This window comes from Enterobacter cloacae complex sp. BZL2005 (assembly GCF_049238885.1).
In the GTDB taxonomy this organism is placed as follows: Bacteria; Pseudomonadota; Gammaproteobacteria; order Enterobacterales; family Enterobacteriaceae; genus Enterobacter; species Enterobacter roggenkampii.
In genome coordinates, this window is record NZ_JBMKGI010000011.1 from 131424 (window position 1) to 151655 (window position 20232).

The 20232-nt window shown below is 55.3% G+C and carries 24 protein-coding genes, 1 tRNA gene and 1 rRNA gene; 16 read left to right on the forward strand and 10 right to left on the reverse strand.

Annotated elements, in window-relative coordinates; translation table 11 throughout:
• Positions 1–2 precede the first annotated feature (2 nt).
• The gene (gene frdC / locus ACOTXI_RS17800; RefSeq protein WP_008502933.1) at positions 3–398 is read left to right on the forward strand and encodes a fumarate reductase subunit FrdC; all 396 of its coding nucleotides are present in this window, start codon (positions 3–5) and stop codon (positions 396–398) included.
• Positions 399–408: 10 nt separating this feature from the next.
• Positions 409–768 carry a fumarate reductase subunit FrdD gene (frdD, locus tag ACOTXI_RS17805; protein ID WP_008502934.1) on the forward strand — a complete coding sequence of 120 codons (360 nt, stop codon included), beginning with the start codon at positions 409–411 and terminating at the stop codon, positions 766–768.
• 29 nt (positions 769–797) lie between these two features.
• On the opposite strand, the gene ampR is transcribed toward frdD, so the two are convergent.
• On the reverse strand, positions 798–1673 hold the full coding sequence (gene ampR, locus ACOTXI_RS17810) for a LysR family transcriptional regulator AmpR (protein ID WP_023293463.1): 876 nt from the start codon (positions 1671–1673) through the stop codon (positions 798–800).
• 132 nt (positions 1674–1805) lie between these two features.
• On the opposite strand from ampR, the gene ACOTXI_RS17815 reads away from it, so the two are divergent.
• Together ACOTXI_RS17815 and ACOTXI_RS17820 are read left to right on the forward strand one after the other, a co-directional pair.
• Positions 1806–2951: a cephalosporin-hydrolyzing class C beta-lactamase MIR-5 gene (locus ACOTXI_RS17815; protein WP_055321263.1), complete on the forward strand. Its 1146-nt coding sequence runs from the start codon at positions 1806–1808 to the stop codon at positions 2949–2951.
• A gap of 130 nt (positions 2952–3081) precedes the next feature.
• Positions 3082–3612, forward strand: a complete 531-nt coding sequence (locus ACOTXI_RS17820; protein WP_058653820.1) for a lipocalin family protein — start codon at positions 3082–3084, stop codon at positions 3610–3612.
• Here ACOTXI_RS17820 and sugE read toward each other — a convergent pair.
• Positions 3609–3926: a quaternary ammonium compound efflux SMR transporter SugE gene (gene sugE / locus ACOTXI_RS17825; RefSeq protein WP_008502938.1), complete on the reverse strand. Its 318-nt coding sequence runs from the start codon at positions 3924–3926 to the stop codon at positions 3609–3611. The genes ACOTXI_RS17820 and sugE overlap by 4 nt on opposite strands.
• A 261-nt stretch (positions 3927–4187) precedes the next feature.
• Here sugE and ACOTXI_RS17830 point away from each other — a divergent pair, with 261 nt between their 5' ends.
• Positions 4188–4787 carry a helix-turn-helix transcriptional regulator gene (locus ACOTXI_RS17830; RefSeq protein WP_058653819.1) on the forward strand — a complete coding sequence of 200 codons (600 nt, stop codon included), beginning with the start codon at positions 4188–4190 and terminating at the stop codon, positions 4785–4787.
• 37 nt (positions 4788–4824) lie between these two features.
• Here ACOTXI_RS17830 and ecnB read toward each other — a convergent pair whose 3' ends face one another.
• From ecnB to efp, 3 genes are all read right to left on the reverse strand, one after another.
• On the reverse strand, positions 4825–4971 hold the full coding sequence (gene ecnB / locus ACOTXI_RS17835) for a lipoprotein toxin entericidin B (RefSeq protein ID WP_003025482.1): 147 nt from the start codon (positions 4969–4971) through the stop codon (positions 4825–4827).
• A gap of 108 nt (positions 4972–5079) precedes the next feature.
• Positions 5080–5211, reverse strand: a complete 132-nt coding sequence (locus tag ACOTXI_RS17840; protein ID WP_024907352.1) for an entericidin A/B family lipoprotein — start codon at positions 5209–5211, stop codon at positions 5080–5082.
• A gap of 58 nt (positions 5212–5269) precedes the next feature.
• Positions 5270–5836: an elongation factor P gene (gene efp, locus ACOTXI_RS17845; protein ID WP_008502940.1), complete on the reverse strand. Its 567-nt coding sequence runs from the start codon at positions 5834–5836 to the stop codon at positions 5270–5272.
• Positions 5837–5876: 40 nt separating this feature from the next.
• Between efp and epmB the strand changes: the two genes are divergently transcribed.
• Entirely contained in the window at positions 5877–6905 is a 1029-nt protein-coding gene (epmB, locus tag ACOTXI_RS17850) for an EF-P beta-lysylation protein EpmB (RefSeq protein ID WP_058653818.1), read from the forward strand.
• A gap of 65 nt (positions 6906–6970) precedes the next feature.
• On the opposite strand, the gene ACOTXI_RS17855 is transcribed toward epmB, so the two are convergent.
• Positions 6971–7324: a DUF4156 domain-containing protein gene (locus tag ACOTXI_RS17855; RefSeq protein WP_008502942.1), complete on the reverse strand. Its 354-nt coding sequence runs from the start codon at positions 7322–7324 to the stop codon at positions 6971–6973.
• A 234-nt stretch (positions 7325–7558) separates the two neighbouring features.
• Between ACOTXI_RS17855 and ACOTXI_RS17860 the strand changes: the two genes are divergently transcribed.
• From ACOTXI_RS17860 to iadA, 3 genes are read left to right on the forward strand one after another with little or no spacing between them, the layout of a single operon-like run.
• Positions 7559–8224 carry a nucleoside recognition domain-containing protein gene (locus tag ACOTXI_RS17860; protein WP_058653817.1) on the forward strand — a complete coding sequence of 222 codons (666 nt, stop codon included), beginning with the start codon at positions 7559–7561 and terminating at the stop codon, positions 8222–8224.
• Positions 8205–8666 (forward strand): YjiG family protein, encoded by a 462-nt coding sequence (locus ACOTXI_RS17865; protein ID WP_008502944.1) that lies wholly within the window; start codon positions 8205–8207, stop codon positions 8664–8666. The genes ACOTXI_RS17860 and ACOTXI_RS17865 overlap by 20 nt, the downstream gene beginning before the upstream one ends.
• A gap of 10 nt (positions 8667–8676) precedes the next feature.
• Complete coding sequence (iadA, locus tag ACOTXI_RS17870; protein ID WP_008502945.1) at positions 8677–9840, forward strand: beta-aspartyl-peptidase; 1164 nt, start codon at positions 8677–8679, stop codon at positions 9838–9840.
• A 65-nt stretch (positions 9841–9905) separates the two neighbouring features.
• Here the strand turns inward: iadA and groL are convergent, their stop codons facing one another.
• Positions 9906–11549, reverse strand: a complete 1644-nt coding sequence (gene groL / locus ACOTXI_RS17875; protein WP_008502946.1) for a chaperonin GroEL — start codon at positions 11547–11549, stop codon at positions 9906–9908.
• A 31-nt stretch (positions 11550–11580) separates the two neighbouring features.
• Positions 11581–11874, reverse strand: coding sequence for a co-chaperone GroES (locus ACOTXI_RS17880; RefSeq protein WP_003855929.1), 294 nt, complete (start codon positions 11872–11874; stop codon positions 11581–11583).
• Between the two features lie 179 nt (positions 11875–12053).
• Between ACOTXI_RS17880 and yjeH the strand changes: the two genes are divergently transcribed.
• Complete coding sequence (gene yjeH, locus ACOTXI_RS17885; RefSeq protein WP_008502947.1) at positions 12054–13274, forward strand: L-methionine/branched-chain amino acid transporter; 1221 nt, start codon at positions 12054–12056, stop codon at positions 13272–13274.
• Positions 13275–13310: 36 nt separating this feature from the next.
• Here yjeH and ACOTXI_RS17890 read toward each other — a convergent pair whose 3' ends face one another.
• Positions 13311–13775, reverse strand: coding sequence for an FxsA family protein (locus ACOTXI_RS17890; RefSeq protein ID WP_023616652.1), 465 nt, complete (start codon positions 13773–13775; stop codon positions 13311–13313).
• Between the two features lie 334 nt (positions 13776–14109).
• On the opposite strand from ACOTXI_RS17890, the gene aspA reads away from it, so the two are divergent.
• The 6 genes from aspA (at position 14110) to ACOTXI_RS17920 (ending at position 19895) form a co-directional block, all read left to right on the forward strand.
• Entirely contained in the window at positions 14110–15546 is a 1437-nt protein-coding gene (aspA, locus tag ACOTXI_RS17895) for an aspartate ammonia-lyase (RefSeq protein ID WP_003855923.1), read from the forward strand.
• Positions 15547–15661: 115 nt separating this feature from the next.
• Positions 15662–16963, forward strand: coding sequence for an anaerobic C4-dicarboxylate transporter (locus tag ACOTXI_RS17900; RefSeq protein WP_008502949.1), 1302 nt, complete (start codon positions 15662–15664; stop codon positions 16961–16963).
• Between the two features lie 113 nt (positions 16964–17076).
• Entirely contained in the window at positions 17077–17400 is a 324-nt protein-coding gene (gene cutA / locus ACOTXI_RS17905) for a divalent cation tolerance protein CutA (protein ID WP_008502950.1), read from the forward strand.
• On the forward strand, positions 17376–19067 hold the full coding sequence (locus tag ACOTXI_RS17910) for a protein-disulfide reductase DsbD (protein WP_008502951.1): 1692 nt from the start codon (positions 17376–17378) through the stop codon (positions 19065–19067). Before cutA ends, ACOTXI_RS17910 begins: the two co-directional genes overlap by 25 nt.
• Before the next feature lie 49 nt (positions 19068–19116).
• Positions 19117–19692, forward strand: coding sequence for a transcriptional regulator (locus ACOTXI_RS17915; RefSeq protein ID WP_008502952.1), 576 nt, complete (start codon positions 19117–19119; stop codon positions 19690–19692).
• 127 nt (positions 19693–19819) lie between these two features.
• Positions 19820–19895 (forward strand) — tRNA-Phe (locus ACOTXI_RS17920).
• Between the two features lie 240 nt (positions 19896–20135).
• Here ACOTXI_RS17920 and rrf read toward each other — a convergent pair.
• A 5S ribosomal RNA gene (gene rrf, locus ACOTXI_RS17925) occupies positions 20136–20232 on the reverse strand; the annotation flags it as partial.

Consider the following 20232-nt stretch of genomic DNA (forward strand, 5'->3'; position numbering starts at 1 on the left):
TGATGACGACTAAACGCAAAGCCTATGTGCGGCCTGTGCCGTCCACCTGGTGGAAAAACCTGCCGTTTTATCGCTTCTACATGCTGCGTGAAGGCACAGCGGTACCGGCGGTCTGGTTCAGCCTTGAGCTGATGTACGGCGTTTTTGCCCTCAAGCATGGCCCGGAAACCTGGGCCAGCTTTGTCGGTTTCCTGCAAAACCCGATCATTGTCATTCTGAACCTGATCGTGCTTGCAGCCGCGCTGCTGCATACCAAAACCTGGTTTGAACTGGCGCCAAAAGCGGCGAACATCATCGTAAAAGGCGAGAAAATGGGGCCAGAACCGGTGATTAAGGGGCTCTGGGCGGTGACGATTCTGGTCACTGTGGTCATTCTGTTTGTCGCACTGTTCTGGTAAGGAGACTACTGTGATCAATCCAAATCCAAAACGTTCTGACGAGCCGGTCTTCTGGGGCCTCTTTGGCGCAGGCGGCATGTGGAGTGCCATCATTGCTCCCGTCATCATTTTGCTGGTGGGCATTATGCTGCCGCTGGGGCTGTTCCCGGGCGATGCGCTGAGCTACGAACGCGTACTGGCATTCGCGAGCAGCTTTATTGGTCGCGTGTTCATCTTCCTGATGATCGTCCTGCCGCTGTGGTGTGGCCTGCACCGTATTCACCATGCGATGCATGACCTGAAAATCCATGTACCGAGCGGGAAATGGGTATTCTACGGTCTGGCGACCATCCTGACCGTGGTCACGCTGATTGCCGTGATCACTATCTGACGCCTCTGGCCCGCCATCCGGCGGGCCTTTTATTTCTGCATCTTCCCCACCAGCCATTGAGCAAACTCGCGCATTGCGGGCGTTTCTGCGCGTGACTGCAGCCTCGTGAGCCAGTAGCTGCCAAGGTCAATCTGCGTCGCGAAGGGTTGCACAATGCGCTCACTGTTCAGCAGATGGGTGAACATATCGACAGGGGCAATCGCGATGCCCGTACCTGCCTGCGCGGCTTCCAGCATGGTCACGGACGAATCAAATACCATTACCCGGTGCGTCGGCGAAGGCGGGTTTTCTCCCGCGGCCTGCATCCAGGCGGTCCACTCGTCGCGCCGGTAAGAACGCAGGAGGGTAAACTTCAGAATATCGGCAGGGGTGTGCAACGCGGCTGCAATGTCAGGCGTGCAAAGCGGCGCAAGCGGTGCAGGGCAAAGAAACGTCGCTTCCGTGCCGTGCCACGCCCCGCCGCCATAACGAATGGCGTAATCAAGCCCCTCGGCTGCCGGATCGACGCGATTGTTGTGCGTCGACAGCTGAAGATCGATATGCGGATAGCAGCGACGAAAGTCCGCGAGCTGCGAGAATAACACCCCGGTAGCAAAGGTACCCACCACGCCAATTTTTAGCTTCTCCTGGGCGCGCTGGCTGGCAAAGCGATCCAGCATTCCGGCAATTCGGTCGAACGAGTCATTCAGCACCGGCAGCAAATTCTCGCCTTCCGTGGTCAGCATCAGCCCACGCGAAACGCGGACAAACAGCTGGCAATTAAGATGCTGCTCCAGCGCCTTTACGTGCTGGCTAATCGCGGAATGGGTGACATTCAGCTCGATAGCGGCATGCGTAAAACTGAGGTGCCTGGCGGCGGCTTCGAAGGCGCGAAGCGAATTAAGCGGAAGATAGCTGCGGGTCATGGTCCCATCCGTTAGAAAAATTAACAGCTAATGCTAAATTTAACCGTTTGTCAGCCACAGTCAAATCCAACAGACTACAGCGGTCTGACGGGCCCGGACACTCCCTTGAACTGCTATTACGGAAGATAACCGATGATGACAAAATCCCTAAGCTGTGCCCTGCTGCTCAGCGTCGCCAGCTCTGCATTCGCCGCACCGATGTCCGAAAAACAGCTGGCTGAGGTGGTGGAACGTACCGTTACGCCGCTGATGAACGCGCAGGCCATTCCGGGTATGGCGGTGGCGGTAATTTATCAGGGTCAGCCACACTACTTTACCTTCGGTAAAGCCGATGTTGCGGCGAACAAACCCGTCACCCCGCAAACCCTGTTTGAGCTGGGCTCTATAAGTAAAACCTTCACCGGCGTACTGGGCGGCGATGCCATTGCCCGGGGTGAAATAGCGCTGGGCGATCCGGTAGCAAAATACTGGCCTGAGCTCACGGGCAAGCAGTGGCAGGGCATTCGCATGCTGGATCTGGCAACCTACACCGCAGGCGGTCTGCCGTTACAGGTGCCGGATGAGGTCACGGATACCGCCTCTCTGCTGCGCTTTTATCAAAACTGGCAGCCGCAGTGGAAGCCGGGTACCACGCGTCTTTACGCTAACGCCAGCATCGGTCTTTTTGGTGCGCTGGCGGTTAAACCTTCCGGCATGAGCTATGAGCAGGCCATGACGACGCGGGTCTTTAAACCCCTCAAGCTGGACCATACCTGGATTAACGTCCCGAAAGCGGAAGAGGCGCATTACGCCTGGGGATACCGTGAGGGTAAAGCGGTCCACGTTTCGCCAGGGATGCTGGACGCGGAAGCCTATGGCGTAAAAACTAACGTGAAGGATATGGCGAGCTGGCTGATAGCCAACATGAAGCCGGATTCTCTTCAGGCTCCCTCACTCAAGCAAGGCATTGCTCTGGCGCAGTCTCGCTACTGGCGCGTGGGGGCCATGTATCAGGGGTTGGGCTGGGAGATGCTCAACTGGCCGGTCGATGCCAAAACCGTCGTCGGAGGCAGTGATAACAAGGTGGCGCTGGCACCATTGCCCGTGGCAGAAGTGAATCCACCCGCGCCGCCGGTTAAGGCCTCCTGGGTCCATAAAACAGGCTCGACGGGTGGGTTTGGCAGCTACGTGGCATTTATTCCTGAAAAGCAGCTCGGCATTGTGATGCTGGCGAATAAAAGCTATCCGAACCCGGCACGCGTTGAGGCGGCATACCGTATCCTCGACGCGCTGCAGTAAAACATTGCCGGGTGGCGGCTTCGCCTTACCCGGCCTTCAAAACCACGGTGTGCGGCGAAATTCGCCGCACAATCTTCCGCATTTTTCCTGCTGTCATCTACACTTAACAAAAAACAGTAAGGAAACTCCTATGCGCATTCTGCCTGTTATCGCCGCGGTGACAGCCGCGTTTTTAGTGGTTGCCTGCAGTTCCCCTACCCCGCCTCCTGGCGTCACCGTCGTCACGCCTTTTGATGCACAACGCTTCCTTGGAACATGGTATGAAATCGCGCGCCTCGACCATCGGTTTGAGCAGGGTTTAGAGAAGGTCACGGCGAATTACAGTCCGATGGATGATGGCGGTATTCAGGTGATCAACCGGGGCTATAATCCCGATCGGGAGATGTGGCAGCAGTCGGTGGGAAAAGCGTACTTCACTGGCGACCCGCGACGGGCCGCGCTTAAGGTCTCTTTCTTTGGTCCGTTTTATGGCGGTTATAACGTGATAGCGCTCGACAAAGCGTATCGCCATGCGCTGGTCTGTGGGCCGGATCGCGACTACCTGTGGATACTCTCCCGCACGCCAACTATTTCACCCGAAATGAAGCAGCAGATGCTGGACGTCGCGACCCGGCAAGGGTTTGATGTATCAAAACTTATCTGGGTAAAACAGCCCAATTAGTGGGTGCTGAGCTTAAGCCCAACGATCCCGGCCACAATCAGAGCGAGGCTGGCGATACGCGCCAGACTCGCTGACTCGCCGAGTAGCAAAATGCCGGTGATGGCGGCCCCCACTGCGCCAATACCCGTCCAGACGGCATAAGCCGTTCCCACAGGCAAAGAGCGCATCGCCCAGGATAGCAGAACAATACTGACGATCATGGCGGTAACGGTAATGACGCTGGGCGTCAGGCGGGTAAATCCGTGGGTGTACTTGAGACCAATCGCCCATACCACTTCGAGCAGGCCAGCAATAAAAAGAATGATCCAGGACATGTCAGGCTCCTTAACTTAATGCAAGTTGGGGCCGTCCCCGGTGAAAGAAACGCTTACGGGTCGTCCCGTAAGGCAGAGATTACGCCACCTATTGTGGTTAGCGTGCTATTTTTTTTCAATCCTTTTTTGCTGAACACGTTAAGGCAAGAAATAGCCGCAGTATGGCGCGGAGTTCCGGCTTTTAGCACTCATCCGACTTCTCTATGATGATGTGCTTTCTGATGGCAGGAAGCCAAACCACTAGCCGACTGCGAATAAAATATGTTCAAAATTCTTTTGATTGACCGTTGTCACTTCACCCGCGCGGGGTTTGAAGCATGGCTCAATCATTCCGGTTTGTTCCCGGGACACTACGTTGTGACCGGGCTGAATAATCTGTTTCTTGCCAGAGAACACATTCTGCAATGGAAACCAACGCTGGTTATCGCTGACCTGTTCGGCTTCAGGCAGGATTTTCACCATTTTCAGCAGCTCTCTTCCCTGCTTAACGCCAGTGAACGATTACCGTTTATTTTGCTGCAGTCGGGAGAGGATAGCGGCATGACCGACTGGCTTGGGAAGTTTCCGGTCTGGTCGTCGCTGTTGAAAAACGCCAGTCTCGAAGAGGTGGCAACGGTTATCAACGACGCGTTAATTTCGCGCGCCAGCGCTGACAGGCCAACGGCGGCAGCCCCTTTGCTGACCCGGCAGGAAGAGAAGGTGCTGACGTTATGGATGGACGGCGCGAGCAATCAAAAAATTGCCGCTCACCTGAGCATCAACGGAAAAACGGTTTATACCTATAAACGCAATATCCGCATGAAATTACATATGGATACGCGTTTTTCTCCGTTCTTATCCCTGCAGGAATCAGAAAGCTGACGGTACGAAACCCGGCTGGTCCCGTACCGTTTATTCATTACTGCTGAGCTTTTGTTGCCGCACCAGAGATTGCGCTACCACCTTCAGAAATATCCTGACCGACGCCACGCGTGGTATTACAGGCCGTTAACACTGAAGAAAGTACCAGGACTGAAAAGATCGCTGCAATTGTCTTCTTAACCATAATATCTTCCTTTTATAGCCAAAGTTGTTTTGTGTATAGCAACTTAAGAATAGACAAAATCCCGCCGGTTGACGGAAGAGGAAGCATTTTTAGGAAAATTAGACGAACTTAGCTGGCGGCGTGAGAAATGATATGACCCAGATCCTGGATATCTTGTCCCATTCCACGCGTGGTGTTACAGCCAGAAAGCAATGCACTGGAGAGCGCTAACAGAAGCAGAATTTTAACGGTACGTTTCATCATCCCTGCCTGCAAAAAATCGGGCGCAGCGGGCGCTGCGCCTTCAATCATACGTAAATTACTTCACGCGGGATACGTATTCGCCGGAGCGGGTATCCACTTTGATCACTTCGCCAGTCTGTACGAACAGTGGCACTTTCACCACTGCGCCGGTAGACAGTTTGGCTGGCTTACCGCCGGTACCTGCGGTATCACCCTTCAGACCTGGATCGGTTTCAACGATTTCCAGTTCTACGAAGTTTGGTGGGGTCACTGCGATAGGCTGACCGTTCCACAGGGTCACGATGCACTCAGCCTGATCCAGCAGCCATTTAGCGCTGTCACCTACCGCTTTCTCATCAGCAGACAGCTGTTCGAAAGTGGAGTTGTTCATGAAATGCCAGAACTCGCCATCGTTGTACAGATAGGTCAGGTTCATATCAACAACATCAGCGCCTTCTGCAGAGTCAGTAGACTTGAAGGTTTTCTCAACACGGGTACCGGTCAGCAGACGGCGCAGCTTAACGCGTGCGAATGCCTGGCCTTTACCTGGTTTAACGAATTCGCTGGCTTCAACCGCGTACGGTTCGCCGTCCATCATGATTTTAAGACCAGCACGAAAATCGTTGCTATAGTACGTTGCCATAAGGCCCTCTAAATTTGTTAACTGGTAGCTAAGCCACAAAATGGCGCATATTGTAACCCTAAACACCCCGTCCAGAGAAGATTGGTTATCGCAACTTGCCGATGTAATCACCAGTCCTGATGAATTGCTGCGTCTTTTAGACCTCGATCAGCACCCAGAGTTGCTTGCAGGCCGCGAGGCAAAGCGCCTTTTCGCCCTGCGCGTTCCCCGTGCGTTTGTGGCGCGGATGGAGAAAGGCAACCCCGACGATCCGCTATTAAAACAAACGCTTACTTCGCAGGATGAATTCATTACTGCGCCGGGATACAGCACCGATCCGCTGGAAGAGCAGAACAGCGTGGTGCCGGGTTTACTGCACAAGTATCTCAACCGCGCCCTGCTGCTGGTAAAAGGCGGCTGTGCGGTAAATTGTCGTTATTGCTTCCGTCGGCACTTCCCCTATGCCGAAAACCAGGGCAATAAACGCAACTGGCAGGTCGCGCTGGACTATATTGCCGCCCATCCGGAACTGGATGAGATTATTTTTTCCGGCGGCGATCCGTTGATGGCGAAAGATCATGAGCTGGACTGGCTGCTGACTCAGCTTGAAGCCATCCCGCACATTAAGCGCCTGCGCATTCACAGCCGCTTACCGATTGTCATTCCGGCACGTATCACCGACGGCCTTGTGGCACGCCTGGAGCAATCTCGCCTGCAGGTGCTGCTGGTGAATCATATTAACCACGCGAACGAAATTAACGATGCGTTTCGCGCGGCGATGGCGCGACTCCGTAAAGCGGGCGTGACGCTGCTGAACCAGAGCGTGCTGCTGCGCGGCGTGAATGATAGCGCCCGCGTGCTGGCCGATCTGAGCAATGCCCTGTTTGATGCGGGCGTGATGCCGTATTACCTGCACGTGCTGGATCGCGTTCAGGGCGCGGCGCATTTCATGGTGACGGATGAAGAAGCCCGGCAGATTATGCGCGAACTGTTAACGCTGGTTTCAGGCTATATGGTGCCGAAGCTGGCACGTGAGATTGGCGGAGAGCCGAGCAAGACGCCGCTCGATTTGCAGCTGCGGCAGCACTAAAAAGGCAGGTGGCGCTACGCTTACCCGCCCTACAGGGCCGGGCGCAGCGCCATTAGCACATTACATCAGTTCGGGCACTTATAGACCTGGCCCGTCATCTGGCTGGCGGTCGGCACGAAGCTGGACAGCATACTCTGCGTTGGGCTACTTACGCCGTAAATCACGTTGCCGCCCATTGCCGCAGCCTGATTACGCAGGGCATTCGCCGCTCCGCGCATAGAACCGCCTTCCTCACCGTGCTGACCCGACATCCAGTTACTTTGTTCACCGGTTGCCGTGCCTAACAGCTGGCATTCACTGCCAGGCTTATCTTCCACAAAGCGAACGCCCTGGCCCGCTGCCGACAGCTCATTGCTGGAGCTACAACCCGCCAGCAGCAGTGCTGCCCCTACAATCCCTGCACAGACTTTTACGCGCATGTTATTCCTCGTTTTCAATAAGCTGGACAGTAATTGTCCGTGTGTAAATCTTATACCTAAAAGATGACTAAAAGAAAAACCCCCGCGCATTTCTGCGAGCCAGATTCCGCGAGGCACTCCTCCGACATCTTAAATGAATTCTGATAATAACCTTTGGGATATCGTGTTTTAGCCCCCGATCGTTTTTAGTGATGCAACGTACAACTTTTGTACGCGACTAAAAAAGGAGGTTTTATGAGTGCATCATCCTCAGGAGAGGAAAAAGTGACATGGGTGGGTTATGTGGCGTTTGTACTTACCATCGTTTTTTTCTCGGGCTTTTTCGCCAAAAGCACCGAATGGTGGCGCGTGCTGGATTTTACCGTCTTAAACGGCAGCTTTGGCCCGGTCAACGGCGCTCTGATGTTTCGCGGAACGGGCGGAACGGGGGCGAAAGACGGTTTCCTCTTTGCCCTTGAGCTGGCTCCCTCGGTCATTTTATCGCTTGGTATCATCGCCGTCACCGAAGGTCTGGGCGGGCTGCGTGCCGCACAGCAGCTTATGACTCCCATTTTACGTCCGCTGCTGGGTGTGCCGGGCGTTTGCTCCCTGGCGCTGATAGCCAACCTGCAAAACACCGATGCGGCGGCAGGGATGACCAAAGAGTTAACCGATGAAGGCGCGATTACGGATCAGGAGCGCGCTATTTTCGCCACCTTCCAGACCAGCGGTAGCGCCATCATTACCAACTATTTTTCTTCCGGTGCCGCGCTCTTCACCGTTATCACCATCCCGGTGATTACGCCGCTGGCCGTTATTCTGGTGTTTAAATTCGTTGGTGCGAACGTCCTGCGCCTGTGGATCGCCCACATGGAAAATCGTCATCTTCAGGAGGAAGAACATGATCGCCCAGCCGCGTAAAAATATCATGGATCTGTTTATTGACGGCGCCCGGCGCGGCTTTACCATCGCCACCACCAGCCTCTTGCCGAACGTCGTCATGGCGTTTGTCATCATTCAGGCGCTCAAGGTCACCGGCCTGCTGGATATTGTCGGCAAGATATGCGAGCCAATTATGGCGCTGTGGGGCCTTCCGGGTGCGGCGGCAACGGTTCTTTTGGCCTCGGTGATGAGTATGGGCGGCGGCGTGGGCGTCTGCGCCAGCCTGGTCGCCGCCGGCACGCTCAACGGCCACGATGCCACCATCCTGCTGCCCGCCATCTATCTGATGGGCAATCCGGTGCAAAACACCGGCCGCTGCCTGGGTACCGCCGGCGTAAACCCGAAATATTATCCGCATATTATTACTCTTTGTGTCATTAATGCCCTGCTCTCAATGTGGGTGATGCAGCTACTCTTCTGAGGAGATAAAAATGGATTTTTCAGTGCTGAACCCTCACCTTTTCCGCAACGCACATCTCTACGCCCCGGAGGATAAGGGACGTTGCGATCTGCTGATCGCTGCGGGAAAAATCGTGGCGATCGAAAAAGCGAACCACGGAACAACGAGGCCAGACTGCCCGGAAAGCGATCTGGCTGGGGCGGTGGTTTGCCCGGGGTTTATCGACCAGCATGTGCATTTGATCGGTGGCGGCGGCGAGGCGGGCCCTCACACCCGCACGCCAGAGGTTCGCCTGTCTGCACTTGTGGCCGCAGGCATCACCTCGGTTGTTGGCCTGCTCGGCACCGACGGCGTGACCCGGCATCCTGAATCGCTGCTGGCAAAAACGCGGGCGCTTGAGCATGAAGGGATCAGCGCGTGGATGCTGACAGGCGCATACGGGCTGCCTTCTCCGACGATTACCGGCAGCATCGAAAAGGATGTGGCGCTGATTGATAAAATCATTGGCGTGAAATGCGCGATCTCTGACCATCGTTCTTCCGCGCCAGCCGAGGACCAGCTCGCCAGTATGGCTGCCCAGTCACGCGTAGGCGGGCTGTTGGGTGCCAAAGCGGGCATTTCCGTGTTTCACCTCGGCAACAGCCCAAAGCTGCTGGAGCCGCTATTTAGCATCCTGAATAACGCCGACGTTCCCCGCGTGAAACTGCTGCCAACGCACGTAAACCGCGCCCGGGCGCTGTTCCTTGCCGCGCTGAGCTATGCCCGCGAAGGCGGCTTTATCGACATCACGACCAGCATCAGTGAACCGATTGACGCCGCCAGCGCCATCGTGATGGGCCGCGAGGCGCAGGTGCCGTTTAACCGGCTTACGCTCAGTTCGGACGGCAACGGCAGCCAGCCGAAATTTGATGAGAGCGGCAATCTGGTGGGGATGGGCGTGGCGGGGTTCGAATCCCTGCTCGAAACGCTGCAGCAGCTGGTCAGCCGGCATCAGCTGCCGCTGGAAGAGGCGCTTCTTCCCTTTACGCGAAACGTGGCGGCGTTTCTCGGGCTGGAGCATAAGGGGCGGCTCGCGCCCGGATGCGATGCCGATTTTCTGGTGCTGACGGACGATCTGAAGATTCGCGAGGTCTGGGCCAAAGGCCGCCAGATGGTGCGTGAAGGTGCCGTGTGCGTCAAAGGCACTTTCGAATAGCACCCAATAAAAAACCCCGGGCATTTCTGCCCGGGGTTCGTTCTGAGAGGTTCAGAACAACATGATTACATCATGCCGCCCATTCCACCCATGCCGCCCATGCCAGCAGCACCTAAGTCAGGCGCATCGCCTTTAGGCAGGTCGGTCACCATGCACTCGGTGGTGATCATCAGACCAGCAACAGAGGCCGCGTACTGCAGAGCAGAACGGGTCACTTTAGTTGGGTCCAGGATACCGAAGTCGATCATGTTGCCGTATTCTTCAGTTGCCGCGTTGTAACCGTAGTTACCTTCGCCCGCTTTCACCTTGTTTGCTACCACAGATGGCTCTTCACCGGCGTTAGACACGATCTGACGCAGAGGCGCTTCCATTGCGCGCAGCGCAACTTTGATACCCACGTTCTGGTCTTCGTTCTGAGCGGTCAGGCCAGCCAGTTTAGCGGCAACGCGCACCAGCGCAACGCCACCACCCGCAACCACACCTTCTTCTACCGCAGCACGGGTTGCGTGCAGGGCATCGTCAACGCGTGCTTTTTTCTCTTTCATTTCAACTTCGGTCGCAGCACCGACTTTGATTACCGCAACGCCGCCTGCCAGTTTCGCTACGCGCTCCTGCAGTTTTTCACGGTCGTAATCGGAAGTCGCTTCTTCGATCTGCTTACGGATCTGACCTACGCGGCCCTGAATAGCGGCTTCTTCACCCACGCCATCAATGATGGTGGTGGTGTCTTTGTTGATCACAACGCGTTTTGCCTGGCCCAGGTCTTCCAGGGTCGCTTTTTCCAGCTCCATACCGATCTCTTCAGAGATCACGGTACCGCCGGTCAGGGTAGCGATATCCTGCAGCATTGCTTTACGACGATCGCCGAAGCCAGGTGCTTTAACCGCAGCCACTTTCACGATGCCGCGCATGGTGTTAACCACCAGGGTCGCCAGCGCTTCGCCTTCAACATCTTCAGCGATGATAACCAGCGGCTTGCCTGCTTTCGCAACGGCTTCCAGCACTGGCAGCATTTCGCGGATGTTGGAGATTTTTTTGTCAGCCAGCAGGATGAACGGGCTTTCCAGCTCAACAGCGCCAGTCTCTGGCTTGTTGATGAAGTATGGGGACAGGTAACCGCGGTCGAACTGCATACCTTCAACCACGTCCAGTTCGTCTTCCAGACCGGTACCGTCTTCAACGGTGATCACGCCTTCTTTACCGACTTTGTCCATCGCTTCCGCGATCAGTTTACCTACGGTTTCGTCGGAGTTAGCGGAGATGGTACCAACCTGAGCAATCGCTTTAGAGTCAGAGCACGGTACGGACAGCGCTTTCAGTTCTTCCACAGCGGAGGCGACAGCTTTGTCGATACCACGTTTCAGATCCATTGGGTTCATGCCCGCCGCAACGGCTTTCAGACCTTCGGTGATGATGGCCTGCGCCAGAACGGTCGCGGTGGTGGTACCGTCGCCTGCAGCGTCGTTCGCTTTAGAGGCCACTTCTTTCACCATCTGCGCGCCCATGTTTTCGAACTTGTCTTCCAGCTCGATTTCACGTGCTACAGAAACACCGTCTTTGGTGATGGTTGGCGCGCCGAAGGATTTATCCAGCACTACGTTACGGCCTTTCGGGCCCAGGGTCACTTTAACTGCATCTGCCAGTACGTTTACGCCGCGGAGCATTTTTACACGAGCGTCGTTACCGAATTTTACGTCTTTAGCTGCCATGTTCTTATTTCCTCAAATTCTCGTGCGTAAATTACGCTTCAACAATTGCCAGAATGTCGCTCTCGGACATGATCAACACTTCTTCATTGTCGATCTTCTCGGATTTCACGCCGTAGCCATCGTTGAAAATTACGATGTCACCAACTTTAACGTCCAGTGGCTGCACAGTTCCGTTTTCCAGGATGCGGCCCTTACCGACAGCGATGATTTCGCCACGCGTTGATTTGGCTGCTGCAGAACCGGTCAGAACGATGCCGCCAGCAGACTTGGTTTCAACTTCTTTACGTTTGACGATCACACGATCATGTAACGGACGAATACTCATTGATAGCTCTCCTTTGAGAAAGTCATTATCAGTTATGGATGACGCCGGCCCGCATGCGGTTTTCCGACTAGTGCCCTGAGAGATGGGGATAGCTTTTTACCCCTTCAAGGGGGAGTTGAAAAAAAATTTTGCGAAAGTGTTACCATCGCCTCTCTTTTGGAATTGGCAGGACGATGTCAATGAGTGGACTCAAGCAGGAGTTGGGGCTGGCGCAGGGCGTCGGCCTGCTCTCAACCTCCTTGTTAGGAACGGGCGTGTTCGCCGTACCTGCACTGGCGGCACTGGTAGCCGGAAATAACAGTCTGTGGGCGTGGCCCGTTCTGATTGTATTGGTTTTCCCGATTGCCATTGTGTTTGCCATCCTGGGGCGGCATTTCCCCAGCGCGGGCGGCGTGGCGCATTTTGTCGGGCTGGCATTTGGCCCGCGACTGGAGCGTGTGACCGGCTGGCTGTTTCTCTCCGTTATTCCGGTTGGGCTTCCTGCGGCGCTGCACATTGCAACCGGCTTTGGCCAGGCGCTGTTTGGCTGGCATGACGAGCAGTTGCTGTTGGCCGAACTGGGTACGCTGGCTATCGTCTGGTGGGTGGGTTCACGCGGAGCCCGCTCCAGCGCCAACCTGCAGACACTGGTTGCGGTGCTGATTGTCGCGCTCGTTGCCGCTATCTGGTGGGCGGGCGATATCACCGTAAAAGAGATTCCCTTCCCGGCCGTGACAGACGTCGACCACTCACAGCTTTTTGCCGCGCTCTCCGTCATGTTCTGGTGTTTTGTCGGTCTGGAAGCCTTTGCCCATCTGGCGTCGGAATTTAAGCAGCCTGAACGTGATTTCCCCCGCGCACTGATGATCGGCCTGCTGCTGGCAGGCACGGTGTACTGGGCGTGTACCGTGCTGGTGTTGCACTTCAAGGCTTTCGGAGCCGATCTCGCCGCCGCGGCATCGCTGCCGGGTATCGTGGTTGAACTGTTTGGTGTGAAGGCGCTGTGGATCGCCTGCGTTATCGGCTATCTGGCCTGTTTTGCCAGCCTTAACATTTATATCCAGAGCTTTGCCCGTCTGGTGTGGTCTCAGGCGCTTTACAGACCTGATAACCGCCTCGCACGGCTGTCTAAACGCCAGCTGCCGCTGAATGCCCTGAATGCCGTACTGGGCTGCTGCGTGGTGAGTACGCTGTGCATTTACGCCCTGAAGGTCAATCTGGATACGCTGCTCGTCTACGCCAATGGCATTTTCATCATGATCTACCTGCTGTGCATGCTGGCAGGTTGTCGTCTGCTGAAAGGCCGTTATAAAGCACTGGCGTTTGTTGGTGGGCTGCTGTGCCTGCTGTTGCTGGCAATGGTGGGGTGGAAAAGTATGTACGCCATTGTCATGCTGGCGGTGTTGTGGCTGGCGCTTTAGTAGGCCCGGTAAACGAAGCGCCACCGGGCAACAAAATCACCGATCGTCTTTGTGATCCAGACGGTCGTGCTGTTCATCCTTACGCTGATACTCCCCTTCAAACGTGTCGCCTGGCCCGGTGCTGAACCCACCGCCCGGCATACGGCTAAAGCGCAGATGCGGCAGCAGCTTCATGGTCAGGTGCTTTTGCACCGGCGGCAGAAGCAGCAGAAGGCCGAGGAAGTCGGTGAAGAACCCGGGCAGAATCAGCAGCAGCCCCGCAATAATCAACGACACGCTTTTGATCATCTCTTCCGCCGGGCTTTCGCCTGCGGCCATCTTTTGCTGCATTATCAGGAAATTTTTGAAACCCTGATTACGCACCAGCGACATGCCGATGACGGAGGTGAAAATCACCAGAATCAGCGTCAGCAGGACGCCCAGCACATGGGCAACCTGGATGAAAATGGAAATCTCAATGTAAACATAGAGAAAGAAAGCAATAAACGGTATCCAGCGCACTGGCATCTCCTGTGTGGCAGAGGCCATCGGCCCCTGTCTGAATGTGTTCGCGACGCGCGTTTGTATGAGATGGTGACGGTTAGCGAAAATTCAATCAGTTTGCACGGATATTTTTTTTGGAAATATTAAAGCGGTGACCCATTTCACAGATTAATAATTATCATGGAATCGGCTCGATAATAAGTGATCCAGCTTACGGCAATTCGCTATCATCAGCATATGATCTCGAGCATCTGGCTGATTGAGGGAATAATCGTCGGTCAGAAAATATTCAAAACCACATAAATACTGTGCGTTTAGTACAATCCATCGGCAGCTTGAAAAGAAGGTTCACATGTTAAACAACATTCGTATCGAAGAAGACTTGTTGGGTACCAGGGAAGTTCCAGCGGATGCCTACTACGGTGTCCACACTCTGAGAGCGATTGAAAACTTCTACATCAGCAACAGCAAAATCAGCGACATCCCTGAGTTTGTTCGTGGCATGGTGATGGTGAAGAAAGCCGCAGCCCTGGCCAACAAAGAGCTGCAAACCATTCCTAAAAGCGCGGCAAATGCGATTATCGCAGCCTGCGATGAAGTGCTGAACAACGGCAAATGCATGGATCAGTTCCCGGTTGACGTCTATCAGGGCGGCGCGGGCACCTCCGTCAACATGAATACCAACGAAGTACTGGCAAACATTGGCCTGGAGCTGATGGGTCACCAGAAAGGTGAATACCAGTACCTGAACCCGAACGACCACGTCAACAAATGCCAGTCCACCAACGACGCGTACCCTACCGGCTTCCGTATCGCGGTGTATGCCTCCGTGGTGAAACTGGTGGATGCGATCAACCAACTGGGTGATGGCTTCCAGCGTAAAGCGGTTGAGTTCCAGGACATTCTGAAAATGGGTCGTACCCAGCTGCAGGATGCGGTGCCGATGACCCTCGGCCAGGAATTCCACGCGTTTAACGTACTGCTGAACGAAGAGACCAAAAATCTGCTGCGCACCTCCGAGCTGCTGCTGGAAGTGAACCTGGGCGCTACCGCCATCGGTACGCGTCTGAACACCCCGGATGGCTATCAGCAGCTGGCGGTACAGAAGCTGGCTGAAGTGTCCAACCTGCCGGTTGTGCCTGCAGAAGACCTGATTGAAGCGACCTCCGACTGCGGCGCCTACGTCATGGTACACAGCGCGCTGAAACGTCTGGCGGTGAAGCTGTCCAAAATTTGTAACGACCTGCGCCTGCTCTCTTCCGGCCCGCGCGCTGGCCTGAACGAAATCAACCTGCCAGAACTGCAGGCAGGTTCGTCCATCATGCCAGCCAAGGTGAACCCGGTCGTGCCAGAAGTAGTGAATCAGGTTTGCTTCAAAGTCATCGGTAACGATACGACCGTGACCATGGCCTCTGAAGCGGGTCAGCTGCAGCTGAACGTGATGGAGCCAGTCATTGGCCAGGCGATGTTTGAATCTATCCACATTCTGACCAACGCCTGCTACAACCTGCTGGAAAAATGCATCAACGGCATCACGGCGAATAAAGAAGTCTGCGAGGGTTATGTCTATAACTCCATCGGGATCGTCACCTACCTCAACCCGTTCATCGGGCACCATAACGGCGACATCGTCGGTAAGATTTGCGCCGAAACCGGTAAGAGCGTGCGTGAAGTGGTGCTGGAACGCGGGCTGTTGACCGAAGCCGAGCTGGACGATATTTTCTCAGCCCAGAACCTGATGCACCCGGCCTATAAAGCGAAACGATATACCGATGAAAGCGAACAGTAACCGTTCAGGCTAGGCTTCTTAAGGCACGTCACTTGTGACGTGCCTTTTTTCTTTTTAGGCGTTACCAAAATACAACAATTCAATATCAACTTGTTAATAAGCAAGGCAGGTCCTTATGTTTGGAGCAGAACTCGTCATCGTCTTGTTGGCGATTTATTTGGGAGCACGACTCGGGGGTATCGGCATCGGTTTTGCCGGCGGTCTTGGAGTGCTCGTTCTTACCCTTATCTTTCAGATTAAACCCGGCGCAATCCCGTTCGACGTTATCGAAATCATCATGGCAGTCATTGCCGCTATTGCCGCCATGCAGGTGGCAGGCGGTATGGACTACCTGGTGAGCCTGGCGGAGCGCATGCTACGCCGCCACCCGAAATACATAACCTTCCTTGCTCCGCTGGTGACCTGGTTTATGACCATTCTCGCCGGTACTGGCCACACCGCTTTCTCCACGCTGCCGGTGATCACCGAAGTGGCGAAAGAACAGGGCATCCGTCCGTCGCGTCCGCTCTCTATTGCCGTCGTCGCGTCCCAGATCGCGATTACCGCCTCGCCGATTTCCGCGGCGGTGGTCTTCTTCGCCGGTATCCTGGAGCCGATGGGCGTGAGCTACCTGACGCTGCTGGCGATCTGCATTCCGGTGACGCTGATTGCGGTGATGATTACCGCCGTGCTGTGTAACTTCCTCGGTGCTGAACTGAAAGACGATCCGGTTTATCAGGAGCGTCTGGCAAAAGGTGAAGTGAGCCTGCGCGGCAGCCAGGTCTTCGAACTGAAGCCACATGCGAAACGCTCCGTGCTGCTGTTCCTGATTGGTATTGTCGCCGTCATGTTCTATGCGACCGCCATCAGCGATACCGTGGGGCTGATCCAGAACCCGGTCCTGCCGCGTAACGAAGCGATTGTGGTGTTCATGCTGACCATCGCGACGCTGATTAGCATCACCTGTAAAATTGATACCAGCGAAGTGCTGAACGCCAGCACCTTCAAATCCGGTATGAGCGCCTGCGTGTGCGTACTGGGTGTGGCGTGGCTTGGTGATACCTTCGTGAAAGCGCACATCAGTGATATCCAGACCGTCGCTGGTGACCTGCTGCACAACTACCCGTGGCTGCTGGCTGTCGTGCTGTTCTTCGCGGCGACCCTGCTTTACTCCCAGGCGGCGACCACCAAAGCGCTGATGCCTGCGGCGCTGATGCTGGGTGTGACGCCGCTGACGGCAATTGCCTCTTTTGCGGCGGTTTCTGCCCTGTTCGTATTGCCAACCTACCCAACCCTGCTGGCGGCGGTGGAGATGGACGACACCGGCTCAACCCGTATCGGTAAGTACGTGTTTAACCACGCGTTCCTCATCCCGGGCGTGGTGGCGATTACGCTTTGCGTGGTCCTCGGCTTTATCATCGGCGGCATTGTGCTGTAAACGGTTAGCCGTTGTAAAAATAGTTAAAATCGGGCCGCTCAGCGGCCCGTTTCATTAATGACCAGTCGTCTTGCGTGATATAGTGAAGACTTTCGTGATGAGGAGGTCGACTTGTGAACACGCCTGATGCCGTTGTCGTACTGTGCACCGCCCCTGATGAAGCTTCTGCCCAGGATCTCGCCGCCAAAGTGCTGGCCGAAAAACGGGCAGCCTGCGTCACGCTCCTCCCCGGCGCTACCTCTCTTTACTATTGGGAAGGTAAGCTGGAGCAAGAGTACGAAGTCCAGATGTTGCTTAAAACCAATCTGGCGAATCAGCAGGCACTCCTGGACTGCCTCAAATCTCATCATCCTTACCAAACCCCGGAACTGCTGGTCTTGCCAGTGGTTCATGGCGATAACGACTATCTCTCATGGCTCAACGCTTCCTTACGCTGATCCTGCTGCTTTGCAGCACATCAGTTTTTGCCGGGCTGTTTGACGCGCCCGGCCGTTCGAACTTCATTCCTGCCGATCGGGCGTTTGTTTTCGATTTCCAGCAAAACCAGCACGACCTTACGCTCAACTGGCAGGTGAAAGAGGGCTATTACCTCTATCGCAAGCAGGTGAGCATTACGCCTGCTCAGGCCAGCGTGGGCGCATTACAAATGCCCGCTGGCGAGTGGCATGAAGATGAGTTTTACGGCAAAAGCGAAATCTATCGCCAGCGCCTGAGCGTGCCCGTTACGGTGAACCAGGCGGATAAAGGCGCGACCCTGACGGTGACCTACCAGGGATGCGCGAATGCCGGATTCTGCTATCCGCCGGAAACAAAGGTGGTTCCGCTTAGTGAGGTGAAAGCGTCGCCCACGATTTCCCCTCTTCCTTCAGGCGAGAAGCATGAGGATACCGCTGACCTTCCGTTCTCCGCGCTGTGGGCCTTACTGATTGGCATTGGCATTGCCTTTACCCCCTGCGTGCTGCCGATGTATCCGCTCATCTCTGGCATCGTACTGGGCGGCAAACAGCGCCTTTCCACCGCACGCGCGCTGCTGCTGGCCTTTATTTACGTGCAGGGTATGGCGCTGACCTACACGGCGCTCGGCCTTGTGGTCGCCGCTGCCGGGTTGCAGTTCCAGGCCGCACTTCAGCACCCTTATGTGCTGATTGGCCTGTCGGCGATATTTATTCTGCTGGCACTGTCGATGTTTGGCCTGTTCACGCTGCAGTTACCGTCTGCTCTGCAAACCCGCTTAACGCTGATGAGTAATCGTCAGCAGGGAGGCTCGGCAGGCGGCGTGTTTATGATGGGGGCCATCGCCGGACTGATTTGCTCCCCTTGCACCACTGCCCCGCTGAGCGCCATCCTGCTCTATATTGCCCAGAGCGGCAATCTGTGGCTCGGCGGCGGTACGCTGTACCTTTATGCGCTGGGCATGGGCCTGCCGCTCATTCTGGTCACGGTTTTTGGCAACCGCCTGCTGCCGAAGAGCGGCCCGTGGATGGAGACGGTGAAAACCGCATTTGGTTTTGTGATTCTGGCGCTGCCGGTGTTTCTGCTGGAACGCATTACGGGTGACGTCTGGGGCACTCGCCTGTGGGCGATGCTCGGCGTAGCGTTCTTCTCCTGGGCATTTATCGTCAGTCTGGGGGCCAAAAAAGCGTGGATGCGCCTGGTGCAAATTCTCCTGCTCGCCGCCGCGCTGGTGAGCGTGCGTCCTCTGCAGGATTGGGCGTTCGGCTCGCCGGTCGGCCAGACGCAGGCGCATTTGAACTTTATGCAGATTAAGAACGTCGATGAGCTCAACAGCGCGCTTGCGCAGGCGAAGGGCAAACCGGTGATGCTCGATCTCTATGCCGACTGGTGCGTCGCCTGTAAAGAGTTTGAAAAATACACCTTTAGCGATCCACAGGTGCAAAACGCCCTGAAAGAGACGGTTCTGCTCCAGGCGAACGTAACCGCCAATAATGCGCAGGATAAGGCTCTGCTGAAGCAGCTTAACGTGCTCGGGCTGCCAACCATTCTGTTCTTCAATCAACAGGGTCAGGAGCAGCCAGAACAGCGTGTAACCGGGTTTATGGATGCAGCGGCATTTAGCGCGCATTTGCGCAATCGCCAACCGTAAACAACACTTTAAACGGAACATACCGTTGGGAATAGCGGAGGAGATAACCGTGCAACGTGAAGACGTACTGGGACAAGCCCTGCAATTACTTGAGATTTATGGGATCGCCAGCACCACGCTTGAGATGGTAGCCGACCGTATCGATTACCCCCTGGATGATCTTAAGCGCTTCTGGCCGGATAAAGAGGCGCTCGTTTATGATGCTCTGCGCTATCTCAGCCAGCAGGTTGATATCTGGCGCAGGCAGCTGATGCTGAATGAAGAACTGACTGCGGAACAAAAGCTGCTGGCGCGCTATACCGCCCTGACGGAATGTGTCAGCAACAATCGCTATCCGGGCTGCCTGTTTATTGCGGCCTGTACGTTCTATCCCGATCCCGACCATCCTGTCCATCAGTTGGCGGAGCAGCAAAAACGGGCTGCGCATGACTTCACTCACGAGCTGCTGACCCGTCTTGAAGTGGATGACCCGGCAATGGTGGCGAAACAGATGGAGCTGGTGCTGGAGGGCTGCCTGAGCCGCATGCTGGTGAACCGTAGCCAGGCCGATGTGGATACGGCGCACCGACTGGCGGAAGATATTCTGCGCTTTGCTCAGTGCCGTATGGGCGGGGCGTTAACGTAAGCGAACCTGTTAAATTTGACGTATTCGACGCGTAAACCATCAGATTGCCGCAAAGTTAAGCAATTGAACAGCTTTTCCCGAAATAATGTTGACGATAAGGCGCGATTGCGGTTTAATGCGCTCCGTTGCCCGGATAGCTCAGTCGGTAGAGCAGGGGATTGAAAATCCCCGTGTCCTTGGTTCGATTCCGAGTCCGGGCACCACTATTTAAAGAACCCAGCCTATGGCTGGGTTTTTGCTTTTCTGCGTTTATAAATCCCTTCTTTAGTATTCTTGCTTCTTTTTACCGTGGGATCGTGCGGTCTGCCATGCCCGGTGGCGCTGCGCTTACCGGGCCTACAGGTTTTGTAGGCCGGATAAGGCGAAGCCGCCATCCGGCATGATTTCTGACGCACCAAGCAAAAAACCCCGCACCTTTCGGTACGGGGTTCTTCTTGTTTGATGCCTGGCAGTTCCCTACTCTCACATGGGGAGACCCCACACTACCATCGGCGCTACGGCGTTTCACTTCTGAGTTCGGCATGGGGTCAGGTGGGACCA

Bases quoted from the DNA above. Each gene is read 5' to 3' on its own strand.
- ACOTXI_RS17830 (WP_058653819.1), top strand. From the start codon at position 4,188: ATGTTCAAAATTCTTTTGATTGACCGTTGTCACTTCACCCGCGCGGGG.
- ACOTXI_RS17880 (WP_003855929.1), bottom strand. From the start codon at position 11,874: ATGAGTATTCGTCCGTTACATGATCGTGTGATCGTCAAACGTAAAGAA.
- ecnB (WP_003025482.1), bottom strand. From the start codon at position 4,971: ATGGTTAAGAAGACAATTGCAGCGATCTTTTCAGTCCTGGTACTTTCT.
- frdC (WP_008502933.1), top strand. From the start codon at position 3: ATGACGACTAAACGCAAAGCCTATGTGCGGCCTGTGCCGTCCACCTGG.
- groL (WP_008502946.1), bottom strand. From the start codon at position 11,549: ATGGCAGCTAAAGACGTAAAATTCGGTAACGACGCTCGTGTAAAAATG.
- ACOTXI_RS17820 (WP_058653820.1), top strand. From the start codon at position 3,082: ATGCGCATTCTGCCTGTTATCGCCGCGGTGACAGCCGCGTTTTTAGTG.
- ACOTXI_RS17815 (WP_055321263.1), top strand. From the start codon at position 1,806: ATGATGACAAAATCCCTAAGCTGTGCCCTGCTGCTCAGCGTCGCCAGC.
- ACOTXI_RS17900 (WP_008502949.1), top strand. From the start codon at position 15,662: ATGTTTGGAGCAGAACTCGTCATCGTCTTGTTGGCGATTTATTTGGGA.
- ACOTXI_RS17865 (WP_008502944.1), top strand. From the start codon at position 8,205: ATGATCGCCCAGCCGCGTAAAAATATCATGGATCTGTTTATTGACGGC.
- efp (WP_008502940.1), bottom strand. From the start codon at position 5,836: ATGGCAACGTACTATAGCAACGATTTTCGTGCTGGTCTTAAAATCATG.
- epmB (WP_058653818.1), top strand. From the start codon at position 5,877: ATGGCGCATATTGTAACCCTAAACACCCCGTCCAGAGAAGATTGGTTA.
- yjeH (WP_008502947.1), top strand. From the start codon at position 12,054: ATGAGTGGACTCAAGCAGGAGTTGGGGCTGGCGCAGGGCGTCGGCCTG.
- iadA (WP_008502945.1), top strand. From the start codon at position 8,677: ATGGATTTTTCAGTGCTGAACCCTCACCTTTTCCGCAACGCACATCTC.
- ACOTXI_RS17855 (WP_008502942.1), bottom strand. From the start codon at position 7,324: ATGCGCGTAAAAGTCTGTGCAGGGATTGTAGGGGCAGCACTGCTGCTG.
- ampR (WP_023293463.1), bottom strand. From the start codon at position 1,673: ATGACCCGCAGCTATCTTCCGCTTAATTCGCTTCGCGCCTTCGAAGCC.
- ACOTXI_RS17840 (WP_024907352.1), bottom strand. From the start codon at position 5,211: ATGAAACGTACCGTTAAAATTCTGCTTCTGTTAGCGCTCTCCAGTGCA.
- aspA (WP_003855923.1), top strand. From the start codon at position 14,110: ATGTTAAACAACATTCGTATCGAAGAAGACTTGTTGGGTACCAGGGAA.
- ACOTXI_RS17860 (WP_058653817.1), top strand. From the start codon at position 7,559: ATGAGTGCATCATCCTCAGGAGAGGAAAAAGTGACATGGGTGGGTTAT.
- sugE (WP_008502938.1), bottom strand. From the start codon at position 3,926: ATGTCCTGGATCATTCTTTTTATTGCTGGCCTGCTCGAAGTGGTATGG.
- ACOTXI_RS17910 (WP_008502951.1), top strand. From the start codon at position 17,376: ATGGCTCAACGCTTCCTTACGCTGATCCTGCTGCTTTGCAGCACATCA.